Source organism: Rhodanobacter sp. MP1X3 (assembly GCF_014207165.1).
Classification (GTDB): domain Bacteria; phylum Pseudomonadota; class Gammaproteobacteria; order Xanthomonadales; family Rhodanobacteraceae; genus Rhodanobacter.
In genome coordinates, this window is sequence record NZ_JACHCO010000009.1 from 23,063 (window position 1) to 48,091 (window position 25,029).

21 protein-coding genes are annotated in these 25,029 nt (G+C 60.5%); 14 read left to right on the plus strand and 7 right to left on the minus strand.

The genetic code is table 11. The features are described from left to right. Positions 1 to 130 precede the first annotated feature (130 nt). The 4 genes from aroA to HDE79_RS19455 all read right to left on the minus strand — a co-directional run bounded on the left by aroA (position 131) and on the right by HDE79_RS19455 (position 4,647). Entirely contained in the window at positions 131 to 1,447 is a 1,317-nt protein-coding gene (gene aroA / locus HDE79_RS19440) for a 3-phosphoshikimate 1-carboxyvinyltransferase (protein WP_184604537.1), read from the minus strand. Between the two features lie 69 nt (positions 1,448 to 1,516). Next, on the minus strand, positions 1,517 to 2,620 hold the full coding sequence (gene pheA, locus HDE79_RS19445) for a prephenate dehydratase (RefSeq protein WP_184604539.1): 1,104 nt from the start codon (positions 2,618 to 2,620) through the stop codon (positions 1,517 to 1,519). A 74-nt stretch (positions 2,621 to 2,694) separates the two neighbouring features. Next, entirely contained in the window at positions 2,695 to 3,780 is a 1,086-nt protein-coding gene (gene serC, locus HDE79_RS19450) for a 3-phosphoserine/phosphohydroxythreonine transaminase (protein WP_184604540.1), read from the minus strand. A gap of 96 nt (positions 3,781 to 3,876) precedes the next feature. Further along, complete coding sequence (locus HDE79_RS19455) at positions 3,877 to 4,647, minus strand: FHA domain-containing protein (RefSeq protein ID WP_184604542.1); 771 nt, start codon at positions 4,645 to 4,647, stop codon at positions 3,877 to 3,879. A gap of 114 nt (positions 4,648 to 4,761) precedes the next feature. On the opposite strand from HDE79_RS19455, the gene HDE79_RS19460 reads away from it, so the two are divergent. After that, positions 4,762 to 5,037, plus strand: coding sequence for a polyhydroxyalkanoic acid system family protein (locus HDE79_RS19460; RefSeq protein ID WP_184604544.1), 276 nt, complete (start codon positions 4,762 to 4,764; stop codon positions 5,035 to 5,037). A gap of 103 nt (positions 5,038 to 5,140) precedes the next feature. After that, a complete protein-coding gene (gene infA / locus HDE79_RS19465) occupies positions 5,141 to 5,359 on the plus strand; it encodes a translation initiation factor IF-1 (protein ID WP_007508585.1) in 219 nt (72 codons plus the stop codon). A 117-nt stretch (positions 5,360 to 5,476) separates the two neighbouring features. Here the strand turns inward: infA and clpA are convergent, their stop codons facing one another. Then, complete coding sequence (gene clpA, locus HDE79_RS19470; protein WP_184604546.1) at positions 5,477 to 7,753, minus strand: ATP-dependent Clp protease ATP-binding subunit ClpA; 2,277 nt, start codon at positions 7,751 to 7,753, stop codon at positions 5,477 to 5,479. Between the two features lie 66 nt (positions 7,754 to 7,819). Next, positions 7,820 to 8,146, minus strand: a complete 327-nt coding sequence (clpS, locus tag HDE79_RS19475) for an ATP-dependent Clp protease adapter ClpS (protein WP_184604548.1) — start codon at positions 8,144 to 8,146, stop codon at positions 7,820 to 7,822. Positions 8,147 to 8,277: 131 nt separating this feature from the next. On the opposite strand from clpS, the gene HDE79_RS19480 reads away from it, so the two are divergent. The 8 genes from HDE79_RS19480 (at position 8,278) to HDE79_RS19515 (ending at position 19,203) form a co-directional block, all read left to right on the plus strand. Next, complete coding sequence (locus HDE79_RS19480) at positions 8,278 to 8,796, plus strand: NUDIX hydrolase (RefSeq protein ID WP_184604550.1); 519 nt, start codon at positions 8,278 to 8,280, stop codon at positions 8,794 to 8,796. Further along, positions 8,793 to 9,947: a tRNA 2-thiouridine(34) synthase MnmA gene (gene mnmA, locus HDE79_RS19485; RefSeq protein ID WP_184604552.1), complete on the plus strand. Its 1,155-nt coding sequence runs from the start codon at positions 8,793 to 8,795 to the stop codon at positions 9,945 to 9,947. Before HDE79_RS19480 ends, mnmA begins: the two co-directional genes overlap by 4 nt. 10 nt (positions 9,948 to 9,957) lie before the next feature. Then, the gene (hflD, locus tag HDE79_RS19490; RefSeq protein WP_184604554.1) at positions 9,958 to 10,581 is read left to right on the plus strand and encodes a high frequency lysogenization protein HflD; all 624 of its coding nucleotides are present in this window, start codon (positions 9,958 to 9,960) and stop codon (positions 10,579 to 10,581) included. 300 nt (positions 10,582 to 10,881) lie between these two features. Next, a complete protein-coding gene (locus HDE79_RS19495; protein WP_184604556.1) occupies positions 10,882 to 11,547 on the plus strand; it encodes a response regulator in 666 nt (221 codons plus the stop codon). Positions 11,548 to 11,656: 109 nt separating this feature from the next. Continuing rightward, a complete protein-coding gene (locus HDE79_RS19500) occupies positions 11,657 to 13,045 on the plus strand; it encodes an ATP-binding protein (RefSeq protein WP_184604559.1) in 1,389 nt (462 codons plus the stop codon). A 174-nt stretch (positions 13,046 to 13,219) separates the two neighbouring features. Further along, the gene (locus HDE79_RS19505; RefSeq protein ID WP_184604561.1) at positions 13,220 to 16,516 is read left to right on the plus strand and encodes an efflux RND transporter permease subunit; all 3,297 of its coding nucleotides are present in this window, start codon (positions 13,220 to 13,222) and stop codon (positions 16,514 to 16,516) included. Then, on the plus strand, positions 16,506 to 17,699 hold the full coding sequence (locus HDE79_RS19510) for an efflux RND transporter periplasmic adaptor subunit (RefSeq protein ID WP_184604563.1): 1,194 nt from the start codon (positions 16,506 to 16,508) through the stop codon (positions 17,697 to 17,699). Before HDE79_RS19505 ends, HDE79_RS19510 begins: the two co-directional genes overlap by 11 nt. A gap of 4 nt (positions 17,700 to 17,703) precedes the next feature. Next, positions 17,704 to 19,203 (plus strand): efflux transporter outer membrane subunit, encoded by a 1,500-nt coding sequence (locus HDE79_RS19515; RefSeq protein ID WP_184604565.1) that lies wholly within the window; start codon positions 17,704 to 17,706, stop codon positions 19,201 to 19,203. A gap of 163 nt (positions 19,204 to 19,366) precedes the next feature. Here the strand turns inward: HDE79_RS19515 and HDE79_RS19520 are convergent, their stop codons facing one another. Further along, positions 19,367 to 20,713: a hypothetical protein gene (locus tag HDE79_RS19520; RefSeq protein WP_184604567.1), complete on the minus strand. Its 1,347-nt coding sequence runs from the start codon at positions 20,711 to 20,713 to the stop codon at positions 19,367 to 19,369. Positions 20,714 to 21,134: 421 nt separating this feature from the next. On the opposite strand from HDE79_RS19520, the gene rnt reads away from it, so the two are divergent. The 4 genes from rnt (at position 21,135) to pstA (ending at position 25,002) form a co-directional block, all read left to right on the plus strand. Further along, positions 21,135 to 21,776, plus strand: a complete 642-nt coding sequence (gene rnt, locus HDE79_RS19525; RefSeq protein WP_255488521.1) for a ribonuclease T — start codon at positions 21,135 to 21,137, stop codon at positions 21,774 to 21,776. Positions 21,777 to 21,925: 149 nt separating this feature from the next. Further along, positions 21,926 to 22,960: a phosphate ABC transporter substrate-binding protein PstS gene (gene pstS, locus HDE79_RS19530; protein ID WP_184604569.1), complete on the plus strand. Its 1,035-nt coding sequence runs from the start codon at positions 21,926 to 21,928 to the stop codon at positions 22,958 to 22,960. A gap of 156 nt (positions 22,961 to 23,116) precedes the next feature. After that, on the plus strand, positions 23,117 to 24,136 hold the full coding sequence (gene pstC, locus HDE79_RS19535; protein WP_184604570.1) for a phosphate ABC transporter permease subunit PstC: 1,020 nt from the start codon (positions 23,117 to 23,119) through the stop codon (positions 24,134 to 24,136). After that, the gene (gene pstA, locus HDE79_RS19540; RefSeq protein WP_184604572.1) at positions 24,136 to 25,002 is read left to right on the plus strand and encodes a phosphate ABC transporter permease PstA; all 867 of its coding nucleotides are present in this window, start codon (positions 24,136 to 24,138) and stop codon (positions 25,000 to 25,002) included. Before pstC ends, pstA begins: the two co-directional genes overlap by 1 nt. Positions 25,003 to 25,029: the final 27 nt, after the last annotated feature.

Below are 25,029 nucleotides of genomic sequence, written 5' to 3' on the forward strand. Positions count from 1 at the left end.
TCGTTGAATAGCTACGGCTATTCGCCTCAAATGATCGAAAAACCCCACTCAAAAGTGCTTTGCCTCGCTCGCTTGGTTTCTACCGCCCAGGCTCCTGGCCGCAACGATGGCCTAAGGCGAACCGGCGAACTTAATCGACCGCCCGCAGCGCGAAACCGCAGCCGTTCGCCAGTTCAAGAAAACCAGGAAATGACGTGGCGACATGGCTGCAATCGTTGATCCGCACCGGCGCTTCGGCGACCAGACCAGCCACTGCAAAGCTCATCGCAATACGGTGATCAAGATGGCTTTGCACCGAACCGCCGCCAAGCTTGCCACCGTGGATGATCGCGCCGTCTGGCGTTTCTTCGATGGACGCGCCGAGCGCACGCAGCCCAGTAGCCATCGTCGCGATGCGATCGGACTCCTTTACCCGCAACTCGGCAGCGCCGCGGATCGTCGTGGTTCCCGTTGCCACCGCCGCTGCAATGAACAGCACGGGGAACTCGTCAATCATGTCAGGCACCAGCGACTCGGGCAGCTCGATGCCGTGCAGCGGTGCATAACGGACGACAAGGTCGCCTACCGGCTCACCACCGCTCTCACGCGGCGACTCGATGACAATGTTCGCCCCCATCAGGCGCAACGCATGCAGCAAACCGGTGCGACGCGGATTCAGGCCCACCGCCGGCAGGCGCAGGTGTGAACCCGGCACGATGCTGGCAGCGACCAGGAAAAATGCTGCTGAGGAAAAGTCGGCTGGCACTTCCACGTCCGTGGCGTGCAGTGTATGGCCACCCTCCAAGCTGGCATGACCTGGCGAAAAGTCGATCGGCCAGTCGAAGGCAGCCAGCATGCGCTCGGTGTAATCGCGGGTCGGATGCGGTTCGATGATCTCGGTGACACCCTCGCTGTAAAGGCCGGCCAGCAGCAGAGCCGACTTCACCTGCGCACTGGCAACCGGCAATTCGTAACGAATGCCGCGCATGGCCTGACCACCGTGCACGATCAGCGGCGGCAGCCCATCGCGGCTATCGATGCGCGCCCCCATCTGCGTCAGCGGATCGGTCACCCGGCGCATGGGCCGCTTCGACAGCGAGGCATCGCCGACCAGTTCGCTGTCGAACGCCTGCCCAGCCAGCAAGCCGGTGAGCAGGCGCATGCCGGTTCCCGCGTTGCCGCAATCAAGCGGCTCGGAGGAACCGCGCAAACCGTGCAGGCCAACACCGTGGACCACTCGCTCGCCGCTCGAGGGCGTCTCGATGCGCACGCCCAGCTTCGACAACACTGCGGCAGTGGCACGGGTATCTTCGCCTTCAAGAAAACCGTGGATACGCGATGTACCCTCGGCAATCGCGGACAGCATCAGGGCACGGTGGGAGACGGACTTGTCGCCAGGCACACGGAGTTCGCCATGCAGGGGCTGACCCAGCTGACTGCTCCAGTCAAGACTGCTTCGATCAGACATGGTCAAACGACTTTCTCCAGAACGATTTCTTCGACAACGATCAATGCTGTATCGCGCACATCGATCATCTCAGGGCAACGCCACCGGATAGGAACCCAGCACGCGAACGGTAGCCGCGGTTTCGCTGATTTCCCCAACCGCCGCCTGCAGCTTGGCTTCATCGATATGACCGGACACATCGATGAAGAACGCGTACTGCCACTTGCCGGTATGCGCCGGCCGCGATTCGATGCGGTTGAGGCTGACGTCGTGCTTGGCGAACGGGCTGAGTACGGCGTAGAGCGCGCCCGGCTGATCGTTCACCGTGACCAGCAGTGAGGTGCGGTCATTGCCTGATGGCGGAAACAGCGAGCGACCGATCACCAGGAACCGCGTGGTGTTATCGGCGCGATCCTCAATGCCCGTGGCGAGCGTCTTCAGTCCATAGATCTTGCCGGCCGTCTCACCCGCAATCGCCGCGGCGTCATCTGCATGCCGCGCCATTCGCGCCGCCTCGGCGTTGCTGCCCACCGCAATGCATTCGACGCCCGGCAGATTGATACGCAGCCAGGTCTTGCACTGCTGCAGCGACTGCGCATGCGCGTAGACACGCTTGACGTCTTCGAGCTTACCCGCCAGCGAATGCAGGCATTGATGCACGCGCAGTTCCACTTCGCCGCAGATGGTGGCCTTGGAAGTGAGGAACATGTCCAGCGTGACCTGGATCATGCCCTGGCCGGAATTCTCCACCGGCACCACACCGAAGTCGGCATGGCCAGCCGCGACTTCCTGAAACACTTCCTCGATGCTACCCAAGGGCAAGCCATAGGCCGCATGGCCGAAATGCTTACGCACGGCCTGTTCGCTGAAGGTGCCTTCCGGGCCGAGAAAGCCGATCTTCAACGGATCTTCCTGCGCCAGGCAGGACGACATGATCTCGCGGAAAAGCCGCACCATCTCGGTATCGGACAGCGGGCCATCGTTGCGGTCCACCACCATGCGCAGCACATGGGCCTCACGCTCGGGCCGGTAATAGTCGATCGCCGACAGCCCCTCGCCCTTCACCTTCGCCACTTCCTGCGCGCGGTTGGCGCGCTCGGAAATCAGCTGCTGGATCTGCCGGTCGATGCTGTCGATACGCTCGCGCATTTCGGACAGCGGAGTCTTTGGATCGGTCGTACCACGATCAGTCATTGTGTCGCTGCCTGGAAGTAAAGAAGTCCAAATCACACATTACATTTTGCCTGAAAAATACCATCGCCGGCCAGTCAACCGTGCTGTTTGGCGAAGTCGCGCATGAATGCCGTCAGCACTTGCACTGCTTCGAGTGGCACCGCGTTGTACAGCGATGCGCGCATGCCGCCCACGGCCTTGTGCCCCTTCAGCGCCAGCAAACCGGCGGTTTCAGCTTCCTTGAGGAACGTGGCATCCAGTGCACTGTCGTGCAGGGTGAAAGGGACATTCATGCGTGAGCGCGCCGGAACATCGATGGGATTGCGGTAATAGCCGCTGGATCCATCGATCGTGCTGTAAAGCAACTCGGCCTTGGCGCGATTGCGCTCAGCCATCACCGACAGCCCGCCCAACGCATGGAGCCACTGAAAAGTCAGCCCGGCCAGATACCAGCCCCAAGTGTTGGGCGTGTTGAGCATCGAATCGTTGGCGGCCTGTTCGGCAAAGCGGAAAATCTTCGCCATCGGCCGGCCGGCCCGCTCCAACAGATCGCGGCGGATGATCATCACGACAAGGCCAGACGGACCGATGTTTTTCTGCGCGCCGGCATAGATCAGGCCAAAACGCGACACGTCCAATGGCTCGGACAGAATGCTCGATGACATGTCGGCCACCAATGGCACCGTACCGACATCGGGAACCTCATGAAACTCCACGCCATGAATCGTCTCGTTCGGAGTGTAGTGCACGTAAGCCGCGCCCGGGTCGAGCTGCCAGTTGTCGCGCGTGGGGATGCGGCGGTAGTCGTCAGCTTTGGCGCTGGCCGCCACGTTGACGTGCAGATATGGCGACGCCTCGCTGATGGCCTTGCTGCTCCAATGGCCGGTATCGATGTAATCGGCGCTGTCGCCTTCAGCTGCGAGGTTCATCGGAATCTGCGCAAACAGCTGGGTCGCCCCGCCCTGCAGGAACAACACGGCGTAATCGGCGGAAATGCCCATCAGCGTGCGCAGGTCAGCCTCGGTCTGCGCGGCCATCTCGACGAAACGCTTGCCGCGATGCGATTGTTCCATTACCGAGGAGCCGCTACCGTTCCACTCCAGCATCTCGCGCTGGGCGCGATCGAGCACTTCTTGCGGCATGGCGGCCGGACCGGCGCTGAAATTCCAGACTCTGCTCACGTGCGGTTGCATCCATCGATTGACTGTCCACGCATTATGACGCGGTGCAGAACGCGATGGCTAACCAGGAGGCTGTTGGCGCCCGAGGAGTACAACTTAGAAATGGATCAGCAGTATCGACGCAATGCCTAACGCGATCAGGGCAGCCGTAGCGATCAGCCACCACACTTCACCCGTTGGGCCAGCGGTCTCTTCTGGCAGTTTCGCCGCCGGAGGCGGTTCGCGCATGACGATCTCAGGCTCAGGCTCCATGCCCGGCGCATCGACCACGAAACGGTGCATGGCCACAGCAATCTGATCGCCGGGTTGCAGCGCCAGACTTTTCGCGATGACCCCGTTGACCCGCAGCGGGAATCGCTCGGAGTCTTGCGTGACCTCCAGCAAAAGCTTGCCTTCCTCCCAATGAATACGCAGCGAGGCTATTTCGCCCTGCGGCAATTCGAGCGGATAACGGCCTTGTGCACCCAGTTCGAGGCTGGTCTCCAGCGGCAATACCCGCCCGGAAAGCGAGCCGGATACTGCACGCAGCGCCACCGTGCAACGTATCTGTTTCGGCAGACTGGGCGAGGATCGCAGCGCAGGATCCTGATCGGCACGCAGCAGCATGCGGCAGTCACCCACGCTGATCACATCACCCGCACGCAACAGCGCCCGCTCGCGCACTGGCCTTGCATTCACATGGATACGGCTCGCCGCCGGCAATACCTGCAGCACCAGGCCACGGCGATCCTGCTGGATGCGCAGGTGCTTCGCCGCCGCCTGCGATGCGGCCAACACGAGGTCATTGTCGGGCGCGCTACCAATGGTCAGCTGCGCCTGCGTCCAATGGAAATCCTCGCGGGCCACATTGGGAAATTCGATGCGCATGGATCAACCAGTAGAAAGACAACAAAACTTTACCATGCAGCCCATCACGTCCTGACGCATCGCCCTCATTAAGATCATTGTGTTTAAGATCGGCATTCGTTCAAGGAGTCCGTTATGCCCCAAATCGATATCCGTCGGCCACACCAGCTTTCGATACCCGAGGCCCGCACCGTGGTCGACAAAGTTGCCATGAAGATGCGCGAAAAATTTGCCACCGAGAGCCAGTGGCAAGGCGATACGCTGAAATTCGCTCGATCCGGCGTGAACGGCACGATTGCCGTCGGCAGCGACGCGGTTGTGGTTCACGCGGAGCTGGGGCTGATGCTCTCGCCGATGAAGGGCATGATCGAACAGGAAATCCGGCGCAAACTGGATGAATATTTCGCCTGATCGATATTTACCGACTTTGTTGATGATTCTTTAACCAAACGCTTATCCATGGCATAATCGGCGGCTTAGCAGCCATGACGGCTGTGCGTGACTACCGGAACACATGGCCAAAGACGACGTCATCGAAATGGAAGGCACGGTCCAGGAGACCCTGCCCAACACCATGTTTCGCGTGCAACTTGAGAATGGGCACGTCATCATCGCCCATATCTCCGGCCGCATGCGCAAGCACTACATCCGCATCCTTACCGGCGACAAGGTCAAGATCGAAATGACCCCATACGACCTGAGCAAGGGACGCATCACGTATCGCATGAAGTAATCGGCATGCAGTAAAGCCGGTCTCTCTGGACACGAAAAAGCCGCGCAATGCGCGGCTTTTTGCGTTGTTGCAAGAAAGCTGTCCGGAATCAGATGCCGATCCCGAACAGCTGTTGGCTCAGGCCGCTGGCTCGGTAACTTCAGCCGGCTCGATGGTTTCGCAATCCACCTGCAGCTCACCATCCCGAACGCTCAAGCGAACCAGGCCGCCATCCGTCAACTTGCCGAACAGCAGCTCGTCGGCCAGCGCACGCTTCACCTTCTCCTGAATCACCCGCGCCATCGGACGAGCGCCCATTTGCGGATCGAAACCATGATCTGCCAGCCAGCGGCGGGCATCTGAATCGACATCCAGGCTGACATGCTTCTCGGTCAGCTGGCTTTCCAGCTCGATCAGGAACTTGTCGACCACGCGCAGGATGTGCTCGAAATCGAGCGCACCGAACTGAATGATCGCATCCAGCCGGTTGCGGAACTCCGGCGTGAAGGTGCGGCGGATCACCTCCATCGCATCCGAATCATGCTTCTGCTCGACAAAGCCCATGCTACGCCGTGAAGCCAGCGCAGCACCTGCATTGGTCGTCATGACCACCACCACGTTCTTGAAGTTGGCTTCGCGACCGTTGGTGTCCGTCAGCACACCGCGATCCAAGACCTGCAACAGAATGTTGAATACATCCGGATGCGCCTTCTCGATCTCGTCCAGCAGCAGCACCGCGTGCGGATGCTTGACCACCGCCTCGGTCAACAGGCCACCCTGGTCAAAACCGACATAACCCGGAGGCGCGCCGACCAGCCGCGACACAGAATGACCTTCCATGTACTCCGACATATCGAAACGGATCATCTCGATACCGAGCTGCATCGCCAGCTGCTTGGTGACTTCGGTCTTGCCAACGCCGGTGGGGCCAGCCAGCAAGAAGCAGCCGATCGGCTTGGATGGATCGGCCAGACCCGAACGGGCCATCTTGATCGAAGCAGCCAGTGCCTCGATCGCCGGATCCTGACCGAACACCACCATCTTGAGATTGCGCTCAAGATTGCGCAGCACGTCCCGATCCGACGCCGAGACCTGCTTGGCCGGAATACGCGCCATCTTGGCCACGATGTACTCGACCTCGGTCACATCGACCTTGCCGGTGCGCTGGTCTTCGGGCAGCAGGCGCTGACGTGCACCCGCCTCATCGATCACGTCGATGGCCTTGTCCGGCAGCAGACGATCGGGGATGTGTTTGACTGACAAATCCACCGCGGCCTTCAATGCCTCATTGGTATACGAGACGTGGTGATGCTCTTCGAAACGCGAGCGCAGGCCTTTGAGAATCTCAAGACTGTCGGCCACGGTGGGCTCGACCACGTCGATCTTCTGGAAGCGACGGGCCAGCGCGCGATCTTTCTCGAACACGCCGCGATATTCCTGGAACGTGGTCGAACCAATGCAGCGCAACTCCCCCGACGCCAGCATGGGCTTGATCAGGTTGGAGGCATCCATCGTGCCGCCCGACGCAGAACCCGCACCGATGATGGTGTGAATTTCGTCGATGAACAGGATCGCGCCCGGCTGCTTTTTCAGCTGGCCGATCACCGCCTTCAGGCGCTTCTCGAAGTCGCCGCGATATTTGGTGCCGGCAACCAGAGCGCCGAGGTCCAGCGACCAGATCGTGGCGCTTTCCAGCACCTCGGGCACTTCGCCATCGACGATGCGCTTGGCCAGACCTTCGGCCAGGGCCGTTTTGCCCACGCCAGCTTCGCCAACGTACAGCGGGTTGTTCTTGCGGCGGCGGCAGAGCACCTGGATCGTGCGCTCGATCTCGTCGGCGCGCCCGATCAATGGATCGATCTTGCCTTCCAGCGCCAGTTCGTTGAGATTGCTGGCAAACTCATGCAGCGGATTGCCCTTCGGCTCGCCGCTCTCTTCGCCTTCACGCTCGGTGCTCGGGCTGCTAGTCGCCGCGTCATCGCCAATCTTGGCAATACCGTGCGAAATGTAATTCACCACGTCGAGTCGGGTGATTTCCTGCTGATGCATGAAATACACCGCGTGCGAATCCTTTTCCCCGAAGATCGCCACCAGCACATTGGCGCCGGTAACTTCTTTGCGACCTGAGGACTGCACGTGATAAACGGCCCGCTGCAGCACCCGCTGAAAGCCCAGTGTCGGCTGCGTATCGCGCTCATCGCCCTGCGGCAGCACCGGCACGGTTTCGAGGATGATGCGTTCGAGTTCTGACGACAGCCTAGGCAGATCGACGCCGCAGGCGCGCAGTGCGCCGAGCGCCGACTGGTTTTCGGTCAGCGCCAACAGCAGATGCTCCACTGTCATGAATTCGTGGCGCTGTTCGCGGGCCTGCTTGTAGCAATGGCCGATGGTGACTTCCAGATCCTTGCTGAACATTCGGATCGTCTCCGCTTGCAAAGTTGAGCGGCCAGTTGCGCCGCGATGATCACGAAGTGGGGTCGCTCAGAGCTTTTCCATAGTGCATAACAACGGGTGTTGATGTGAGCGTGAATATTCGTTGACGTGAGTCACTTTGGTCTCGGCGACCTCCCGTGTAAAGACGCCGCAAACTCCCTTACCGCGAGTATGCACGTGCAGCATCACCTGAACCGCCTGCTCCTGATCGAGATTGAAGAAGCTTCGCAATACCTCTACCACGAAATCCATCGGGGTAAAGTCATCATTCAACAAAAAGACCTGAAAAAGTGGTGGACGAGCCACTTCGGGCTTGGCGACTTCCACCGCCAGACCGCGACCGCCGCCTTGTTCGTGTTCGGATTCGTGGGCCATGGTTTCTTGGGTAGCTCATCTTTGATACGAAGTATACGCCGCAGCGGATGCCGCTTTTTCGAGCTGCAGCGGCTCGGGCACACCTCTAGGTGATGGCACAATGGCCACTTTTCCAGTGCTGTCACGCGTCCATGATCGAACCCGTTGCCAATGCCGATACCAATGCTGATATTTGGCGCCCCCACGTCACCGTGGCCTGTGTGATCGCCGATGGCGACCGTTACCTGATGGTCGAGGAAGAGGTGAAGGGTCAGCTCGCCTACAACCAGCCCGCCGGTCACCTCGATGATGGCGAAAGTCTGCTTGATGCTGCCGTACGCGAGACGCTGGAGGAAACCGGCTGGACCGTGGCTTTAGAACACCTTATCGGCATTCATCAATGGCGCAGCACCGAACACGGCGATGCAGTGATCCGTTTCAGCTTCGCCGCCAGGGCGCTGAGGCATGATGCCGCACGCCCGCTGGACACTGGCATTCAGCGCGCCTTGTGGCTGACCCGCAGCGAAATCGCTGCGCTGGGCGACCGACTGCGCAGCCCACTGGTGCTGATGAGCATCGATGCGTGGCTTGCCGGCCAGCGGTTACCCTTGAACGCGCTCGGTTATCTCCCTGATCACGACGCTGCGCTGCCCACGGGCAAGACCGTATGAAGGTGATGCTCGGCATCTCCGGCGGCGTCGACTCGTCGGTCGCGGCGTTGCTGCTGCAGCAGGCCGGGCATGAAGTCGATGGCCTGTTCATGCAGAACTGGGAGGAAGACGACCGCAGCGGCCCGTGCACCACCGATGCGGACCGCAAGGATGCCGTGGCCGTCTGCGGCCGACTGGGCATTCCGTTCCATGCACGCAATTTCGCGGCCGAATACTGGGACGGCGTGTTCGAGCACTTTCTTGCCGAATATCGCGCCGGCCGCACGCCGAATCCCGACGTGCTGTGCAACCGTGAAATCAAGTTCAAGACGTTTCTCGACGAAGCACGCTCGCTGGGCGCCGAAAAAATTGCTACCGGCCATTACGCGCGCGTCGACTGCATGGACGGGGCCTATCGCCTGCTTCGGGCCGTGGATGCGGCCAAGGACCAGACCTATTTCCTGCACGCATTGGGTCAGCAGCAGCTGGCCGCCACGCTTTTCCCCGTCGGTGAGATCGAAAAGCCTCGCGTACGCGAAATGGCGCGAGAAGCCGCGCTGCCTACGCATGCGAAAAAAGACTCCACCGGCATCTGCTTTATCGGCGAACGCGATTTCCGCAGCTTTCTGGCGCAGTACATTCCTGCGCGCGCCGGCGAAATGCGCACGCCTGAGGGCGAGTTGATCGGCCAGCACCAGGGCGTGATGTATTACACGCTGGGCCAGCGCAACGGGCTGGGGATCGGCGGCCGGCACGGCGCCAGCGGTGAAGCCTGGTATGTGGTCGGCAAGGACGTGCCTGCCAACGTGCTGTACATCGCGCAGGGGGGCGAGAATCGCTGGCTGTATTCCGAGCGGCTGCAGACCGAGGCACCCACCTGGGTGGCCGGCACAGCCCCAGGCACGCACTTTCGGTGTACCGCCAAAACCCGTTACCGCCAGATCGACCAGCCCTGCACCGTCGAAGTCCGGGAGGATGGGCTTGAGGTACGCTTTGACGACCCTCAGCGTGCTGTCACGCCGGGCCAATCCGTCGTCTTCTATGAAGGTGAGGTTTGCCTCGGCGGCGCGATCATCGCCGCCACCGATGCGCCCTACGGCGGCTTGCTGCCAGCATTCACGCCTTCACCTACATCAACGTTTGTTTCCGGAGAACCGCAAGCTCGTGTTTGAAACCTTTGCCATGAATGAAGAGCGCGTGCTCGCCCTTGCCGGCCTGTTCCAGGCCTGTGCGCTGGCACAGCAGCTCGCCAATGAAGGACGTTGCGATGAAGGCGTCATGGAAGCCAGTGTGGCCAGCGTTTTCCGTATCGACGCGCCATCGGTCGTTGGCGTGTACGGCAATATCTCCGGCGTGCGGCTGGGCCTGCGCAACCTGATTGCGCAGCTGGATGAAAGCGACCGTGACATGTCGGTCACGCGCATGGTGGTGACCGTGATGCGGCTGGAGCGCAGCCTGTCGCGGCGACCGGAGTTGCTCGAAAAGCTGCAGCAGGGCATCGTTGCCGCGCAGCGTCAGGTGGAGCACTTCGGTCAGGGCTCGACCCAGGTCTTCGGCCGGCTGGCCGAGCTGTACGCCTCCACCCTGTCGACACTGAAGCCCCGAGTGATGGTCAGTGGCAATCCGCAGCAGCTGGCGCAACCGGCAGTGGTCGAGAAGGTTCGCAGCAATCTGCTGGCGGCGGTGCGCTCGGCGGTGCTCTGGCGGCAGGTCGGTGGTCGGCAGTGGCAGCTGATCCTCTATCGGCGCCAGTGCAGCATGCTGGCGCGCGGCATGTTGACCGGAGCCACACTGGACAACCGCTGACGGCTGCGGTCCACTCGGCCGACCTTCCTGAAACGCCATGCAAAGACGGGCACGGTACATGAGGGTCGATCAGGAGTGCTCGTGCTGGATCTGCTTGGAACGGTCGGCGCCGTGCTTATCCTGGTGATCGTGGTTCGCCACAGGCACCTGAAACTGCCCTATAACGACTCGATCGATGGGCCGCACTTGAGCTGAACACGTCAGTTAACGATGTCCTCATCCAAAAGGTCTGCACAAGCATTCTCGTCCACCATGCATTGGAACCCTGCCCGCCTTAGTTGCAGCCACCGGTAGCCCGACGTGCACATTCTGCTTGTGGAAGACGACATCCAGCTCGGCGAAGCGATCCGGCACGCGCTGGAGCAACAATCCTATGCCGTTACCTGGCTACGTGACGGCAACGAGGCCGCTCGTGCGCTACGCGACCCCACGGCCGATCTAGTGCTGCTCGATCTCGGCCTGCCCGGCAAGGATGGTATGGATGTATTGCTGGAAGCGCGGCGCCAGGGCGTGAAAACACCCATCCTGGTGTTGACCGCACGCGACGCCATCGATACGCGCATCCGCGGGCTCGATCTGGGCGCGGACGATTTTCTGGTAAAACCGTTCCACCTCGGCGAGCTGGCCGCGCGCATCCGCTCGTTGACCCGTCGCGCGCAGGGCCTGGCCGACAACCTGATCGAAGCCGGCGGCATGCGGCTCAACCTTTCGACCGCCGAAGTCGAATTCCGCGGTGAAAAGGTCAGCCTGACCCGGCGCGAATTCGCGCTGCTGCAGGTGCTGATGGAGCGCGCCGGACGCATCGTGCGCCGCGATGCGCTCGAAAACTCCGTTTATGGGCTCGATACGGTGGTCGAACGCAACGCCATCGAGGTGCAAGTGCACTGGCTGCGGCGCAAGCTCAGTCCCGAGGTGATCACCACGGTGCGCGGTATTGGCTACATGGTGCCGCGCGAGCCAAAATGAGATCGCTGCGATGAGTGCAGCTCCATGGAGAGCCGATCGATGAGAACACCCTTATCAGGGAAGCTCCATCATGGCGGCTCCATGAGCGCATCTGCATGAGCGCACCTCAATGAGAGCTGCCAGCCTGCGCACACGCCTGACCTGGCTGATCATCGCGGTGCAGGTCGGCGTGCTGATTCCGCTGGGCGTGCTGAGCTATCAGCGCGAGCTCAGCGAAATGGATCACCTGCTGGACGGACGCCTGGCACAGGCTGGCCGCACACTGGGAACACTGATCGAACATGTCTCCTCTTTGCCGGGGCACAACGCGGGCAACGCCGTGCTGCCGGCTGATGCACTGCGCGGCGTGATGGTTCGGGTGCATGAGCGCAACTTCGAGCCCGAAGTCGGCTTTCAGGCCTACGCCGCCGATGGGCGTCTGCTCGCCGCCACCGCCAATCTCGCCACGCTGTCGCCGCCTCCCGCCGACGAGCGCGGCTTTCGCGATTTGAGCCTGCAGGATCAGACGTGGCGTATCTTCACGCTGAAAAATCAGGCTGGACTGGTGATCCGCATCGGTGAGCGCTCCGACAACCGCCATGCCATCACCCGCACGCTGGTCATGGAACACAGCCTGCCGCTGATCATCGGGTTGCCGTTGCTGGCGTTGCTGGTGAGCTGGGCGGTCGGGCGCGGGCTGCGGCCGCTGGACCGTCTTACGGAGCAGCTAGCCAGTCGCTTGCCGGGCAGCCGGCAGCCCGTTGCCGTTGATGACACACCGCGCGAGATCACGCCGCTGGTACTGGAACTCAATCAGCAGATCGAGCGACTGGAAGACACCATCGAACGCGAACACCGCTTTGCCGGCGATGTGGCCCACGAGCTACGCACGCCGCTGGCCGCCACCATGATCCATCTGGAAAGCGCGCAGATTGCGGGCAGTGCGGAGGAAGTCGATGCCATGCTGCAAAGTGCCCAGATGGGTCTGGCACGAATGGCACGACGGATCGAGCAGATCCTCGCACTGGCACGACTGGAAGCTGGCGCCGCATCCGAGCAGCGCGCACGGATTCAACTGATCACGCTCACCACCGAAGTGATCGAAGAACTGGCGGCACTGATCGCCGAAAAGGACATCGCGCTCAGCCTCACACACGACATCGATGAAGTCTGGGTCAGTGGGCACGAAGTGGCGATGACCGCGATGTTTCGCAACCTGATCGAAAACGCGCTGCGCTACTCGGGATCGGGGGGCCAGGTGGACGTGGCCATCCAGCGCGAAGGCGATGCAGTCATCATCGCCATCTCCGACGATGGTCCGGGCATTCCGGTCGAGAAGCGTGAAGCAGTCTTCGAACGCTTTCATCGCGAGGTGGAAAGCGAATCGCGCGGTTATGGTCTGGGCCTCAGTATCGTGCAGCGCGCGATCCAGCTGCATCAGGCAAACATCGAGCTATTGGCCTCGCCATTCGGTAGCGGGCTGCAGGTGCGCATCCGTATGGCCAGCGCGGACCGTTGATCACAGCCGATTGCCAGCTACCCGACAAACAGCCATTCAGCTGACAGCAGGCCGCGCGAAGCATCCAAAAAGGTTTAGCAAAGGCTGGCTTGCCATGATCCGTGGCAATCGCTGACCGTACCGCGGAGCTCTCCGCGGTGGTCATTGAACGCTGCTGCCATCTGGAAAACCTCCATGCTCGGTCTTGTTCGCTTAGCCCTGTCACGACCCTACACCTTTGTTGTGCTGGCGCTGGTCATCCTTATCGCTGGCCCGCTGGCCGCATTGCGTACGCCGACCGATATCTTCCCGAACATCGGCATCCCGGTGATCAGCGTGGTGTGGACTTATAACGGCCTGCCGCCCGACCAGATGTCCGGCCGCGTGATCTATTACTACGAACGTCAGCTGACCACCTCGGTCAACAATATCGAGCACATCGAATCACAGTCGCTGCCCGGTGCCGGCGTGGTGAAGATCTTCTTCCAACCCGGCACCGATATTCGTACAGCTACGGCACAAGTCACCTCGATCTCGCAGACGGTGGTCAAGCAGATGCCACCGGGCATCACGCCGCCGCTGATCCTCAATTACAACGCGTCGACCGTACCCGTGCTGCAGATGGCGCTGTCGAGCAAGACGCTGTCCGAATCCAAGATCCGCGACATTGCGCAAAACGAGGTTCGACCCACGCTTGTATCGGTCAACGGCGTGGCGATTCCGACGCCATACGGCGGCAAGCAGCGTCAGATCACCATGGATCTGGATCCGCAGGCACTCGATGCCAAAGGTCTGTCCGCACAGGACGTCGCCAACGCGCTGGCCTCGCAAAACCAGATCATTCCGGTCGGCACCGCCAAGATTGGCACGTACGAATATCACGTGCAGCTCAACAACAGTCCGAAAGCCTTCTCCGATCTGAACAACCTGCCAATCAAGACGATCAACGGCGCCACCATCACCATCGGCCAGGTCGCCCACGTACGCGACGGTTCTCCGCCGCAGAACAACGTGGTGCGCGTGGATGGCAAGCGCGCGGTGCTGATGCCGATCCTGAAAACCGGTAGCGCTTCGACGCTGGCCGTGGTCGCCGGCATCAAGAAGCTGATGCCACTGATCGAGGAGACGATGCCGCCCTCGCTGAAAATATCGATGCTCAACGATCAATCCGTGTTCGTGAAATCGGCGATCGCCTCGGTCGCGCGCGAAGGCATCATTGCGGCGTTGCTGACCTCGGTGATGATCCTGGTCTTTCTCGGCAGCTGGCGCTCCACCGTCATCATCGCGGTGTCGATCCCACTCTCGATCCTGTCGGCCATCGCGCTGCTGTCCGCCACCGGGCAGACGCTCAACGTGATGACCCTGGGCGGCCTGGCGCTAGCCGTCGGCATCCTCGTCGACGATGCCACAGTGACCATCGAGAACATCAACTGGCATCTCGAGCAGGGCAAGGACGTCAAATCGGCCATCCTCGATGGTGCGGCGCAGATCGTCACGCCCGCCTTCGTCTCGCTGCTGTGCATCTGCATCGTGTTCGTGCCGATGTTCATGCTCGACGGCATCGCCGGTTTCCTGTTCCGGCCGATGGCGCTGGCGGTGATTTTCGCGATGGCCTCCTCGTTCGTGCTCTCACGCACGCTGGTGCCGACCATGGCGATGTTTCTGCTGAAGCCCCACATCATCGAGGGCGGCAGCGGCGACCATCCGGAAGATGGCTATATCAACCACCACGATGGCGATCAACATCATGCCCACCGCAACGTGATCGTGCGCAAGGCGATTGCGTTCCAGCTCGCCTTCGAACATCGCTTCACCAGGATTCGTGACGGCTATTACGCAATGCTCGGCGCGGCACTTGCCCATCGGCGTAACTTCATCCTCGGTTTTCTGGGCTTCGTGCTGATCTCGTTTGCGCTGGTGCCATTCCTCGGACGCGACTTTTTTCCGAATGTCGACGCCGGATCGATCGCACTGCATGTTCGCGCACCGATGGGTACTCGCGTGGAAGAAACCGCGGCAGAGTTCGATCACATCGAACAGACGATCCGCCAGATCATTCCCGCCGACCAACTCGACACCGTGATCGACAACATCGGCTTGCCGTTGAGCAGCGTCAACCTTGTCTACAGCAACACCGGCACCATCGGTCCGCAGGACGGCGATATCCAGATCTCGCTGAAGGAAGGCCATTCGCCAACGGCAGACTTCGTCAAGAAGCTGCGCGAGCAGTTGCCCAAATCATTCCCGGGCACCGAGTTCGCGTTTCTACCAGCCGACATGACCAGCCAGATCCTCAACTTCGGCGCGCCGGCACCGCTCGATGTATCGATCACTGGCCGCAACAGCGATGAAAACGAAGCGTATGCAATGCAGATCATGAAGAAGCTGCGCGCCGTACCGGGCATCGCCGACGTGCGGTTGCAGCAGAGCACCAGCTATCCGCAATTGAACGTGCATGTGAATCGCACCCGCGCCGATGCCCTGGGTATCACCGAGCGTGACGTGACCAACAGCATGGTCGCCTCGCTCGCGGGTAGCGGTCAGGTCGCGCCGGCGTTCTGGCTCAATCCGAAGAACGGCGTGTCGTACGCCATCGTCGCCGCCACGCCGCAGTACAAGATGGATTCGATGGCTGACCTGGCGCGGCTGCCGGTGACGTCGTCCACCGACAAGTCCAGCCAGATGCTCGGCGGCATCGCCAGCTTTACGCGCGAACCCAGCGCCGCAGTCGTTTCGCACTACAACATCCTGCCCTCGTTCGACATTTACGCGTCGGTACAGGACCGTGATCTCGGCGCGGTGAGCACCGATGTCAACAAGGTGCTGGCGCAGTTCGCCAAGAGCCGACCCAAGGGCACCCTGGTCACCTTGCGTGGACAGGTCGGCACGATGAACGAGGCCTTCAGCGGCCTGCTGTTCGGCCTGCTCGGCGCAGTAGTGATGATCTACCTGTTGATCGTGGTCAACTTCCAGTCGTGGCTCGATCCGTTCGTAATCATCACGGCGCTCCCCGCCGCGCTGGCCGGCATCGTATGGATGCTGTTTGTCAGCCACACGACGTTGTCGGTACCCGCACTGACCGGCGCGATCATGTGCATGGGCGTGGCCACCGCCAACTCGATTCTGGTGGTGAGCTTCTGTCGCGAGCGACTGGCCATCCACGGCGACGCGGTAAAGGCTGCGATGGAAGCCGGTTTCACCCGCTTCCGCCCGGTCTGCATGACCGCGCTGGCGATGATCATGGGCATGCTGCCAATGGCACTGAGCCAGGAACAGAATTCACCGCTGGGCCGTGCCGTGATCGGCGGCCTGTTGTTTGCCACCTTTGCCACGCTGCTGTTCGTGCCGGTGATTTTCAGCCTCGTCCATGCCGGCGAAAAGCACGCCGTTTCCGCCGACTCAAATTCACCCGATCCCAATTCACCCGATCCAATTTCACCTGATCCAATTTCACCCGTTCTGATGCCTGGAGAAAATCCTCATGTCGCCTAACCACGATGCTCCAGCGCAGCACCCGCTGCGGCTGGGCCGTCCTATCGCCATCGTTCTCGTGCTGGCGGTGCTGGCAACGGCGATCGGGCTGACCGTGCGTGCGCACGACTACCATCAGCTGGTCAGCTGGACCAATGCGCAGGAACTGCCAACGGTGCAGCTGGCACCGATAGCGGGCAAAAGCGATAACCATGCGATGACCTTGCCCGGCCGCGTCGATGCGTGGATCAGCGCACCGATCCATGCCCGCGTCAGTGGCTACCTGAAAAGCTGGGACAAGGACATCGGCAGCACGGTGAACGCCGGCGATACGCTAGGCATCATCGATACGCCGGAGCTCGACCAACAGTTCGAACAGGCCAAGGCCGTGCTGGTGCGTGCCAAGGCCGATCAACGGCTGGCGCAGGTCACCAGCCAGCGCTGGCAGCATCTATTGAGTTCCAACTCGGTATCCAAACAGGAGGCCGATGAAAAAAGTGGCGAGGCCGAAGTGGCCGCCGCCAACGTGCTCTCGGCGCAGGCCGATGTGGACCGACTTGCTGCGCTGGAGTCGTTCAAGCACATCACCGCACCTTTCAGCGGCACGGTGACCAGCCGCAATACCGACATTGGCGATCTGATCTCATCCACCAGTGAAAACAGCCCCGCCCTGTTCACCGTGGCCGACACCAGCAAGATGCGTCTGTACGTGCGCATTCCCCAAGGCTACGCGGCATCGATCAAGCCCGGCATGACAGTCAACCTCAGCGTGCTCGAACATCCAGGTGAAACCTACAAAGCCACGCTGATCGGCTCGTCGGGCTCGGTCAATCAGGAGTCCGGTTCGTTGCTGGCGCAGTTCGAAGCACCCAACCCGCATGGCGAACTGTTACCTGGCGATTACGCGGAAGTGACGCTGCCGGTCGCGGTCAACACGCATCTGATCACCGTGCCGGCAACCGTGCTGATCTTCCGCGCCGCCGGTCCACAGGTCGCGGTGCTGGGTGCGGACAACCGCGTACAACTGCGCGATATCCACATTGGCATGGACTTGGGTGACGCGCTGGAAATCGATCACGGCCTGCAGCTAGGTGATCGCATCATCGACCATCCGCCGGATTCGCTGTCACAGGGTGACAAGGTGCAGCTTGCTGCCGCTGCTTCCAGCGACACCGCCGCGCATGAACAGCCGAAGCAGGGGTGACCCCATGCGCATCCTATCCACCATTTGCAAGCAGCGATCGCGTTGGCAGACTGGGGCACGTCATGCTTTGGCCGGTTGTCTACTGACCGCAGTGGCTGGCTGCTCATTGGCGCCGACGTACCATCGTCCCGATATCACCATACCCGCCAATTACAAGGAGGCATCCGGACTGTGGGCGCCTGCTGCGCCCGCCGATACGCTCGCCCGGGGCGACTGGTGGCAGATCTTTGGTGATACGGCGCTGGATGGACTGGAGCACAAGCTGGACGCCAGCAACCCTTCCCTGGCGGTCGCACTATCGCGCTACGACATGGCGCATGCCTACGAGGGCGAGCTTCGTTCCGGTCTGTTTCCGCATCTAGGTGTGGACGGCGGACCGTCGAACAATCGCCAGTCGAACAATCGTCCGCTGCGTGGCAGCAACCAACCGAACGAATACGATGCCAACACCGCGCAGTTTTCGGCGGACTACGAGTTCGATTTCTGGGGCCGCGTACGCAATGAAGTAGCCGCCGGCAAGGCGCAAGCACAAGCCGCCGACGCCGACCTGGCCTCGGCAAAGCTGAGCCTGCAATCGCAGCTCGCCGATCTGTATATCCAGCTGCGCGGCTATGACATCCAGGCGCACATCCTCGCCGATTCGCTGGATGCTTACCGTAAGGGTCTCGTGCTCACGCAGAACCGTATGGAAGGTGGCATTGCCTCGGGTCTGTCGGTTGCACGCGCCAAGAACCAGTTATCCGACGCCATGGCACAGGCCGCCGAAGTAAGCGCACAGCGGGCGCTTACTGAGCACACAATCGCCACGCTGGTGGGCGTGCCAGCGTCCCAGCTCTCGCTGCCATCTTCGGACATTCAGATCGACCTGCCGATGATCCCCTCCGAAATACCTTCCACCCTGCTGCAGCGCCGCCCCGATATCGCTGCCGCCGAGCGGCGCACATTCGCCGCCAACGCCGATATCGGTGTGGCGCGCGCAGCGTTCTATCCAAGCTTCAGCCTGTCCGCTCTTTTCGGCTGGCAGAACACCGGCAACGGCAGCCTGCTCAGTGCTGGCAACCGCATGTGGGCGCTCGGCCCGATTGGTGCATTGAGTCTGTTCGACGGTGGCTTGCGGCGCAGTCGCGAGCGCGAGGCGAAAGCCGGATTTGATGAAGCTGCCGGGCAATACCGCGTCACCGTGTTGACGGCCTTTCAGCAAGTGGAAGACAACCTGTCGCTATTGACCAATCTCAGTCACGAAGCGCATGACGAGGATGATGCGGCAACGGCCGCGCAGGACGCGGCAACGATCGCAACGAACCGCTATAGCGAAGGTATCGTCAACTATCTTGACGTGGTAACAGCCCAGACCAGCTACCTGCAAGCCAAGCGCAATGCCGAGCAAGTTCGCACCCGCCGTCTGCAGGCCAGCGTGAATCTGATTCGTGCCCTGGGCGGCGGCTGGAGCGGCACAGAAATGAAAAAGCCGCCAACCGATCAACCGGTGGCGGCTGTTCCATGAGTAGCGCAAAAGCAAACGGCGGGCCGTGCCCGCCGTTTTCCGTCCTTGGGTCGAACTCCTTTCCGATAACTCGTTACAGCTAAAGCCTGACACGCATAGATGACACTACGACATCAGGGCGATGACAAATCTCTTGTCATCGCCCTTGCTCCGAGAACGGCGATCAGAACTTGTAGCTGAGCATCACGCGGTTATACGTAAACGGCTGGTTTCCTGGATTCAGGTTGTTGAGGCCGCCCGAGGATTTTTCCCAGCGGTCGCGAATCTGAAAGCCCTTCATGAAACCATCAAAGTTATAGATGATGTCGAAGTACGTATCGTGGAAGCTGCCGTTCAGATCGGTGGTGTACTTCGCATACGCAGCAACCAGCTGCACCTTCTTGTCGAAGAGGTCATAGGAGAACTTGGCCTTCGTTGCATGGCCCGGGCCGGCTTCCACCAGACCACGGATCATCGAGGTCGTGTACAGCGGATCAGTCGCGTAGCTGGCGGTGAACGGCGAGATGATCGAACCGTCACCGATGACCGAACCGGTCTCCTTCTCAACCTTGTTGTACATGAGGTCGAAGCGGCCATTCGGGATCACGACGCCGAGGTCGGCACCCCAGACACGGCTCTTCACGTTGGTGCCGGCAATGTTGTTGATCTTGAGCTTGTTTGCCACCAGCACGTTGTCCGAACCACCGCCGCTCTCGGTCAGCCCCTGCAAGCCAATGACTGGGTTGAAACCGGTACCGGTGTCGAAAACATAGCTGCCGTCGGCATAGCCCATGCGAGCGAAATCGAGGAAGTCGTAGTACCAACCCTGCGCCTTCAGGCCGCCGTTGACATACGTGCTACCCAACGCCCACGTGCCACTGGTTTGTTTCGCGGTCAGCGGCAACCCCTGGTTACCACCGTAAAGCGTGTCGCCCTCATAGAGGGCAGCGTAGTAGTTGTTGTCGTTGAAGTAGTCATCGGACGTGCGGCTCTTGTAGCTAAGCTCGCGGATTCCGATAATGTTCCAGCCGGTGATCGGCGTGAAAACAGTGCTCAGTGCTTCGTACGAGTTAGGCAGCAAGCGGCCATCGCTGTTACCCATCCACGGCGTGTTCAAATACTGGTAACCGGCGCGCGCCATAACCCAGTCATTCTTGTACTGCAGGTAGGCCTGGCTCAGCGCCGTGAGCGAATCGTTGGCCCCCATCAGCGTGGTATCGACCCGCTTCGGATTGTCGGCCAGCGAGCCCAACGAATTGGCACTGACCAGCGACGCGCCGGCACTGAAACCATCCAGCGAGGCAGTCTGTGCATTGAGCAGGATCGAGCCGCCAAAGGCGCGGGCACTCGGCTTCGTCGCAATGTCGTAGTCATAGGTGCGGTTGAAGTCGTAAAGACGAAGCTCACCATCCACATGACCCTGCGTGAACAGGTCACTGAAGGTATTGATATTGGCATCATCGGCGTGCGCGACTGCGCTGAGTGTGCCGAGCACGGCAGCAATGGCTGCGGCGACGATTTTATTGCGCATGATGAGAAGCTCCGCATCGAGTTAGTAAAGACGTACGACGGAGGCGACACTCAAAAGTGTCTGTTAAATTCACTTAACGCCCCATCTCGAAGCGCAGCATGCCGCGCATACGTGACGCTTACGTATACAAATAATGACAGTTAGATGACAGCGAGCACCACAAGCATTTAACGTGGGCATCCCATAAGCAACCGATGCCCCGCCACTTTCGCTTCAAGTGACTCTCGCTTCCTATCGAAGCATTTGGGAGCCATGACTAGATGTATACGTGATTGCATTGCGACACAAACAGCTATGCAAATCACGGGAAACGGGCAATCGACGATTGAGAACCCTCTTAAGGCATGCACCGATCAAGGCATTGAACGGTGAATGCTATGCTCATCGCATGTCATATACCCCCCTTACCTCCCCTGCCCGCATGGCGGAACGCTTCCGCGGTTTTCTTCCTGTTGTCGTCGATGTCGAGACGGGAGGGTTCGATGCCGAGCACGATGCGCTGCTAGAGATTGCGGCTGTGACAGTAACCATGGATGCCGGTGGTTATCTGCGTCCTCATCAGACCATATCGACCCATGTCGAGCCATTCCCAGGCGCCAATATCGACCCGCGCTCGTTGGAAATCACCGGTATCGATCCTTATAACCCGCTACGTGGCGCGCTGACCGAACGCCTGGCGCTGGATCATATTTTTCAAGCAGTGCGGCAGGCCGTACGCGACGCTGATTGTCAGAGAGCGATCCTGGTCGGGCACAACGCGGCTTTCGATCTGGGTTTTCTCAATATGGCGGTGCGTCGTTGCGGCAATAAACGCAATCCGTTTCACCCCTTCAGCTGCTTTGACACCGTAAGTTTTGGTGGGCTCGCTTTTGGTCAGACAGTATTGAGCAAGGCCGTGCTGGCGGCAGGCCACACGTTCGATGGCCGTGAGGCGCACTCGGCTGTCTATGATGCCGAACGGACCGCGGACCTGTTCTGCACGGTGGTCAATCGCTGGCGGCAACTGGAACTCCTGGAGCAGGAGCATGCTGCGATTGACGTTCCACAGGCAGGCTTGGGCTAGTTTTTTCGGCTGGCCCTGGTGCATTTTTCGCAATTCCTGACAGCAATATCTTGCGTTGTCATCTTTTTGCAACATTCATCTCATCTCATTGCAACACGAAAGGCCTGAAATGGCGGGGTCCAATCCTCCGCCCCTCATAAGGAGCTACCGTGTTGATCACTTGCAAATCTCCGTTCCGATTCGCGGCCGTTGCCGCGATCGCCGTGTCTTCGACGTTTGCCGTCGCCGCCCAGGCAACCGATATCACCGGCGCTGGCTCCAGCTTTGTGTATCCGGTCATGTCCAAGTGGTCGGCTGCGTATGCCGAGAAGACCGGCAATCATCTTAACTACCAATCCGTCGGTTCCGGCGCCGGTATTGCACAGATCAAGGAAGGCACCATCGATTTCGGTGCGTCCGATGCCCCGATGAAGGCTGAGGATTTGCAGCAGCTCGGTCTGGGGCAGTTCCCGGTCGTAGTCGGCGGCATTGTGCCGGTGGTTCATATCGAAGGCATCGCGGAAGATCAGGTCAAGCTCGATGGCACCACTTTGGCTGACATCTTCCTCGGCAAAATCACCAACTGGAACGACCCGAAGATCGCCGCGCTGAATGCTGGCCTCAAGCTGCCGGCCGGCAAGATCACCGTAGTCCATCGTTCGGATGGTTCGGGTACTTCGTTCAACTTCACCAACTTCCTCTCCAAGGTCAACGCGGATTGGGCCAGCAAAGTGAAGTTTGGTACTGCGGTGGAATGGCCGACGGGCGTGGGTGGCAAGGGCAACGAAGGCGTGTCGCAGTACGTGCGCCAGATTCCGGGTTCCATCGGTTACGTTGAGTATGCCTACGCAGTGAAGAACAAGCTGGCCTGGGTTGATCTGAAGAATGCGAGCGGCAATTTCATCAAGCCGAATGCCGCTGCTTTCGCCGCCGCTGCCGCAACCGCCGACTGGAAAAGTGCGAAAGATTTCAATCTGGTGATGACCAATGCACCGGGTGCTCAGGCGTGGCCGATTACTGCCACCACCTGGGTAATCATGTACAAGACGCCAAAGAACGTTGCGAACAGCAAGGTAGCCTTCGACTTCTTCAAGTGGTCGCTGGAAAAAGGTCAGGCTGACGCTTCCTCGCTCGACTATGTGCCGCTGCCGGCGGCATTGGTCTCGCAGATCGAGGCTTACTGGGCTTCCGATTACAAGCAGTGATATCGCAGGCGGTGATCAGCTTCCAGCCTTCATCGCCCGCTGCATAGAACACATGCTGCAACGCCGCCCTTTTCCGGAAGGGCGGCTTTTCGCTAGAGGCAGCTGGCACAGCTTCGTTACATCCGGTTTTCTGTTTGCTTGAGGATTGCATCGCACATGTCAGCGCAACCCGGCACCATTGCACCTCCCCGTGTTGTGGAGCAACGCACTCACCGCGACGCCCGCCAGGAGCGATTATTCCGATGGCTGCTCAAAGGCTGTGCCCTGCTGGTGCTGGCGTCACTGCTTGGTGCCGCGGGAGCCACGTTGTGGGGCGGTCGCGAGGCCTTCGCCAAGTTTGGCTGGCACTTCCTGGTCAGCACCGCGTGGGATCCGAGCAACGACGTCTACGGTGCGCTCGTGCCGGTCTATGGCACCATCGTCACCTCACTTATTGCTTTGCTGATCGCCGTACCGGTGAGTTTCGGTATTGCGCTTTTTTTGTCCGAAGTAGCGCCAACCTGGCTGCGCACGCCAGTGTCGTCAGCCATTGAACTGCTGGCTGGTATCCCTTCGATTATCTACGGCATGTGGGGACTGTTTGTCTTCGCGCCGTTCTTTTCCGAGCACATCAAGCCGTGGCTGACCAGCAACCTCGGCAACAAGCCTGATGATGGCAAGCTGTCGTGGCTGGCCCAGCATGTGCCCTTTGTGGGCAAGCTCTTCGGTAGCGACTACCCCTTCGGCGCCAGCATCCTGGTTGCCGGCATCGTGCTGGCGATCATGATCATCCCGTTCATTTCCTCGGTGATGCGCGAGGTGTTCCAGACCGTACCGACGCGGCTGAAGGAGTCCGCCTATGCGCTGGGCTCCAGCACGTGGGAAGTATCCTGGGACATCGTGCTGCCGTACACGCGCTCGGCGGTGATCGGTGGCATTTTCCTCGGCCTCGGACGCGCGCTCGGCGAGACGATGGCGGTGGCCTTCATCATCGGCAACTCGATGACGTTTTCGGCATCGCTGCTCGATCCCGGCACCTCGATTGCTTCGACCATCGCCAACCAGTTCAGCGAAGCCTCGGGCCTGCAGAAATCGTCGCTGATGGCGCTGGCGTTTCTGCTCTTCGTGGTCACCTTTATCGTGCTGCTGATCGCTCGGTTGATGCTGCGCCAGTTGAAGCGCAAGGAAGGTAACTGATGAGCTCCATCTATCTGCGCCGCCGCATCACCAACTGGCTGGCGATGGGGTTCAGTGCCTTGGCAACGCTGATCGGGCTCACCTTTCTGGCCTGGATTCTGTGGGAGACCCTGCGCCAGGGCATCAGCGCGCTGAATTTCAAGCTGTTCACTGGTATTACCGCCAACGGTGACGAGGGTGGCCTGGCCAATGCGATGGTCGGTAGCCTGATCATCAACTTCCTCGGCATCGCCATCGCCACGCCGATCGGCGTACTGGCAGGCACCTGGCTGGCCGAATACGCCAACCGTACCAAGCTGGGCGAGACCATCCGGTTTCTCAACGACATTCTGCTGTCCGCACCGTCGATCGTGATGGGCCTGTTTGTCTACACCATCATCGTGTTGCCAAGTACGGTGCTGACCCATGGCTCGACCAGCTTTTCAGGTTTTGCCGGCGGCGTCGCGCTGGCGCTGATCGCCCTGCCCGTGATCGTGCGCACCACCGACGAGATGCTCCGATTGGTGCCTTCCACGCTGCGCGAAGCGGCGCTGTCGCTGGGCGTGCCGCAGTGGAAGCTGACCATGCAGATTCTCATCCGCGCCGCGCGCTCGGGCATCATCACCGGCGTACTGCTGGCGCTGGCGCGCATCTCGGGCGAAACGGCACCGCTGCTGTTCACCGCGTTCGGCAACAACTACATGACGCTAAATCCCATCGACAAAATGTCCAGCCTGCCGCAGATCATCTATCAATACGCCAATGATCCGGGCGACACAGCCCATGCCATGGCCTGGGCTGGCGCGTTTGTGGTCACCATGTTCGTGCTGCTGTTGAGCCTCGGCTCCCGTCTGGTCTTCTCTCGCAACAAGGTGTCCCATGACTGATTCTGCCCTCGCCGTAAACACGGCGCA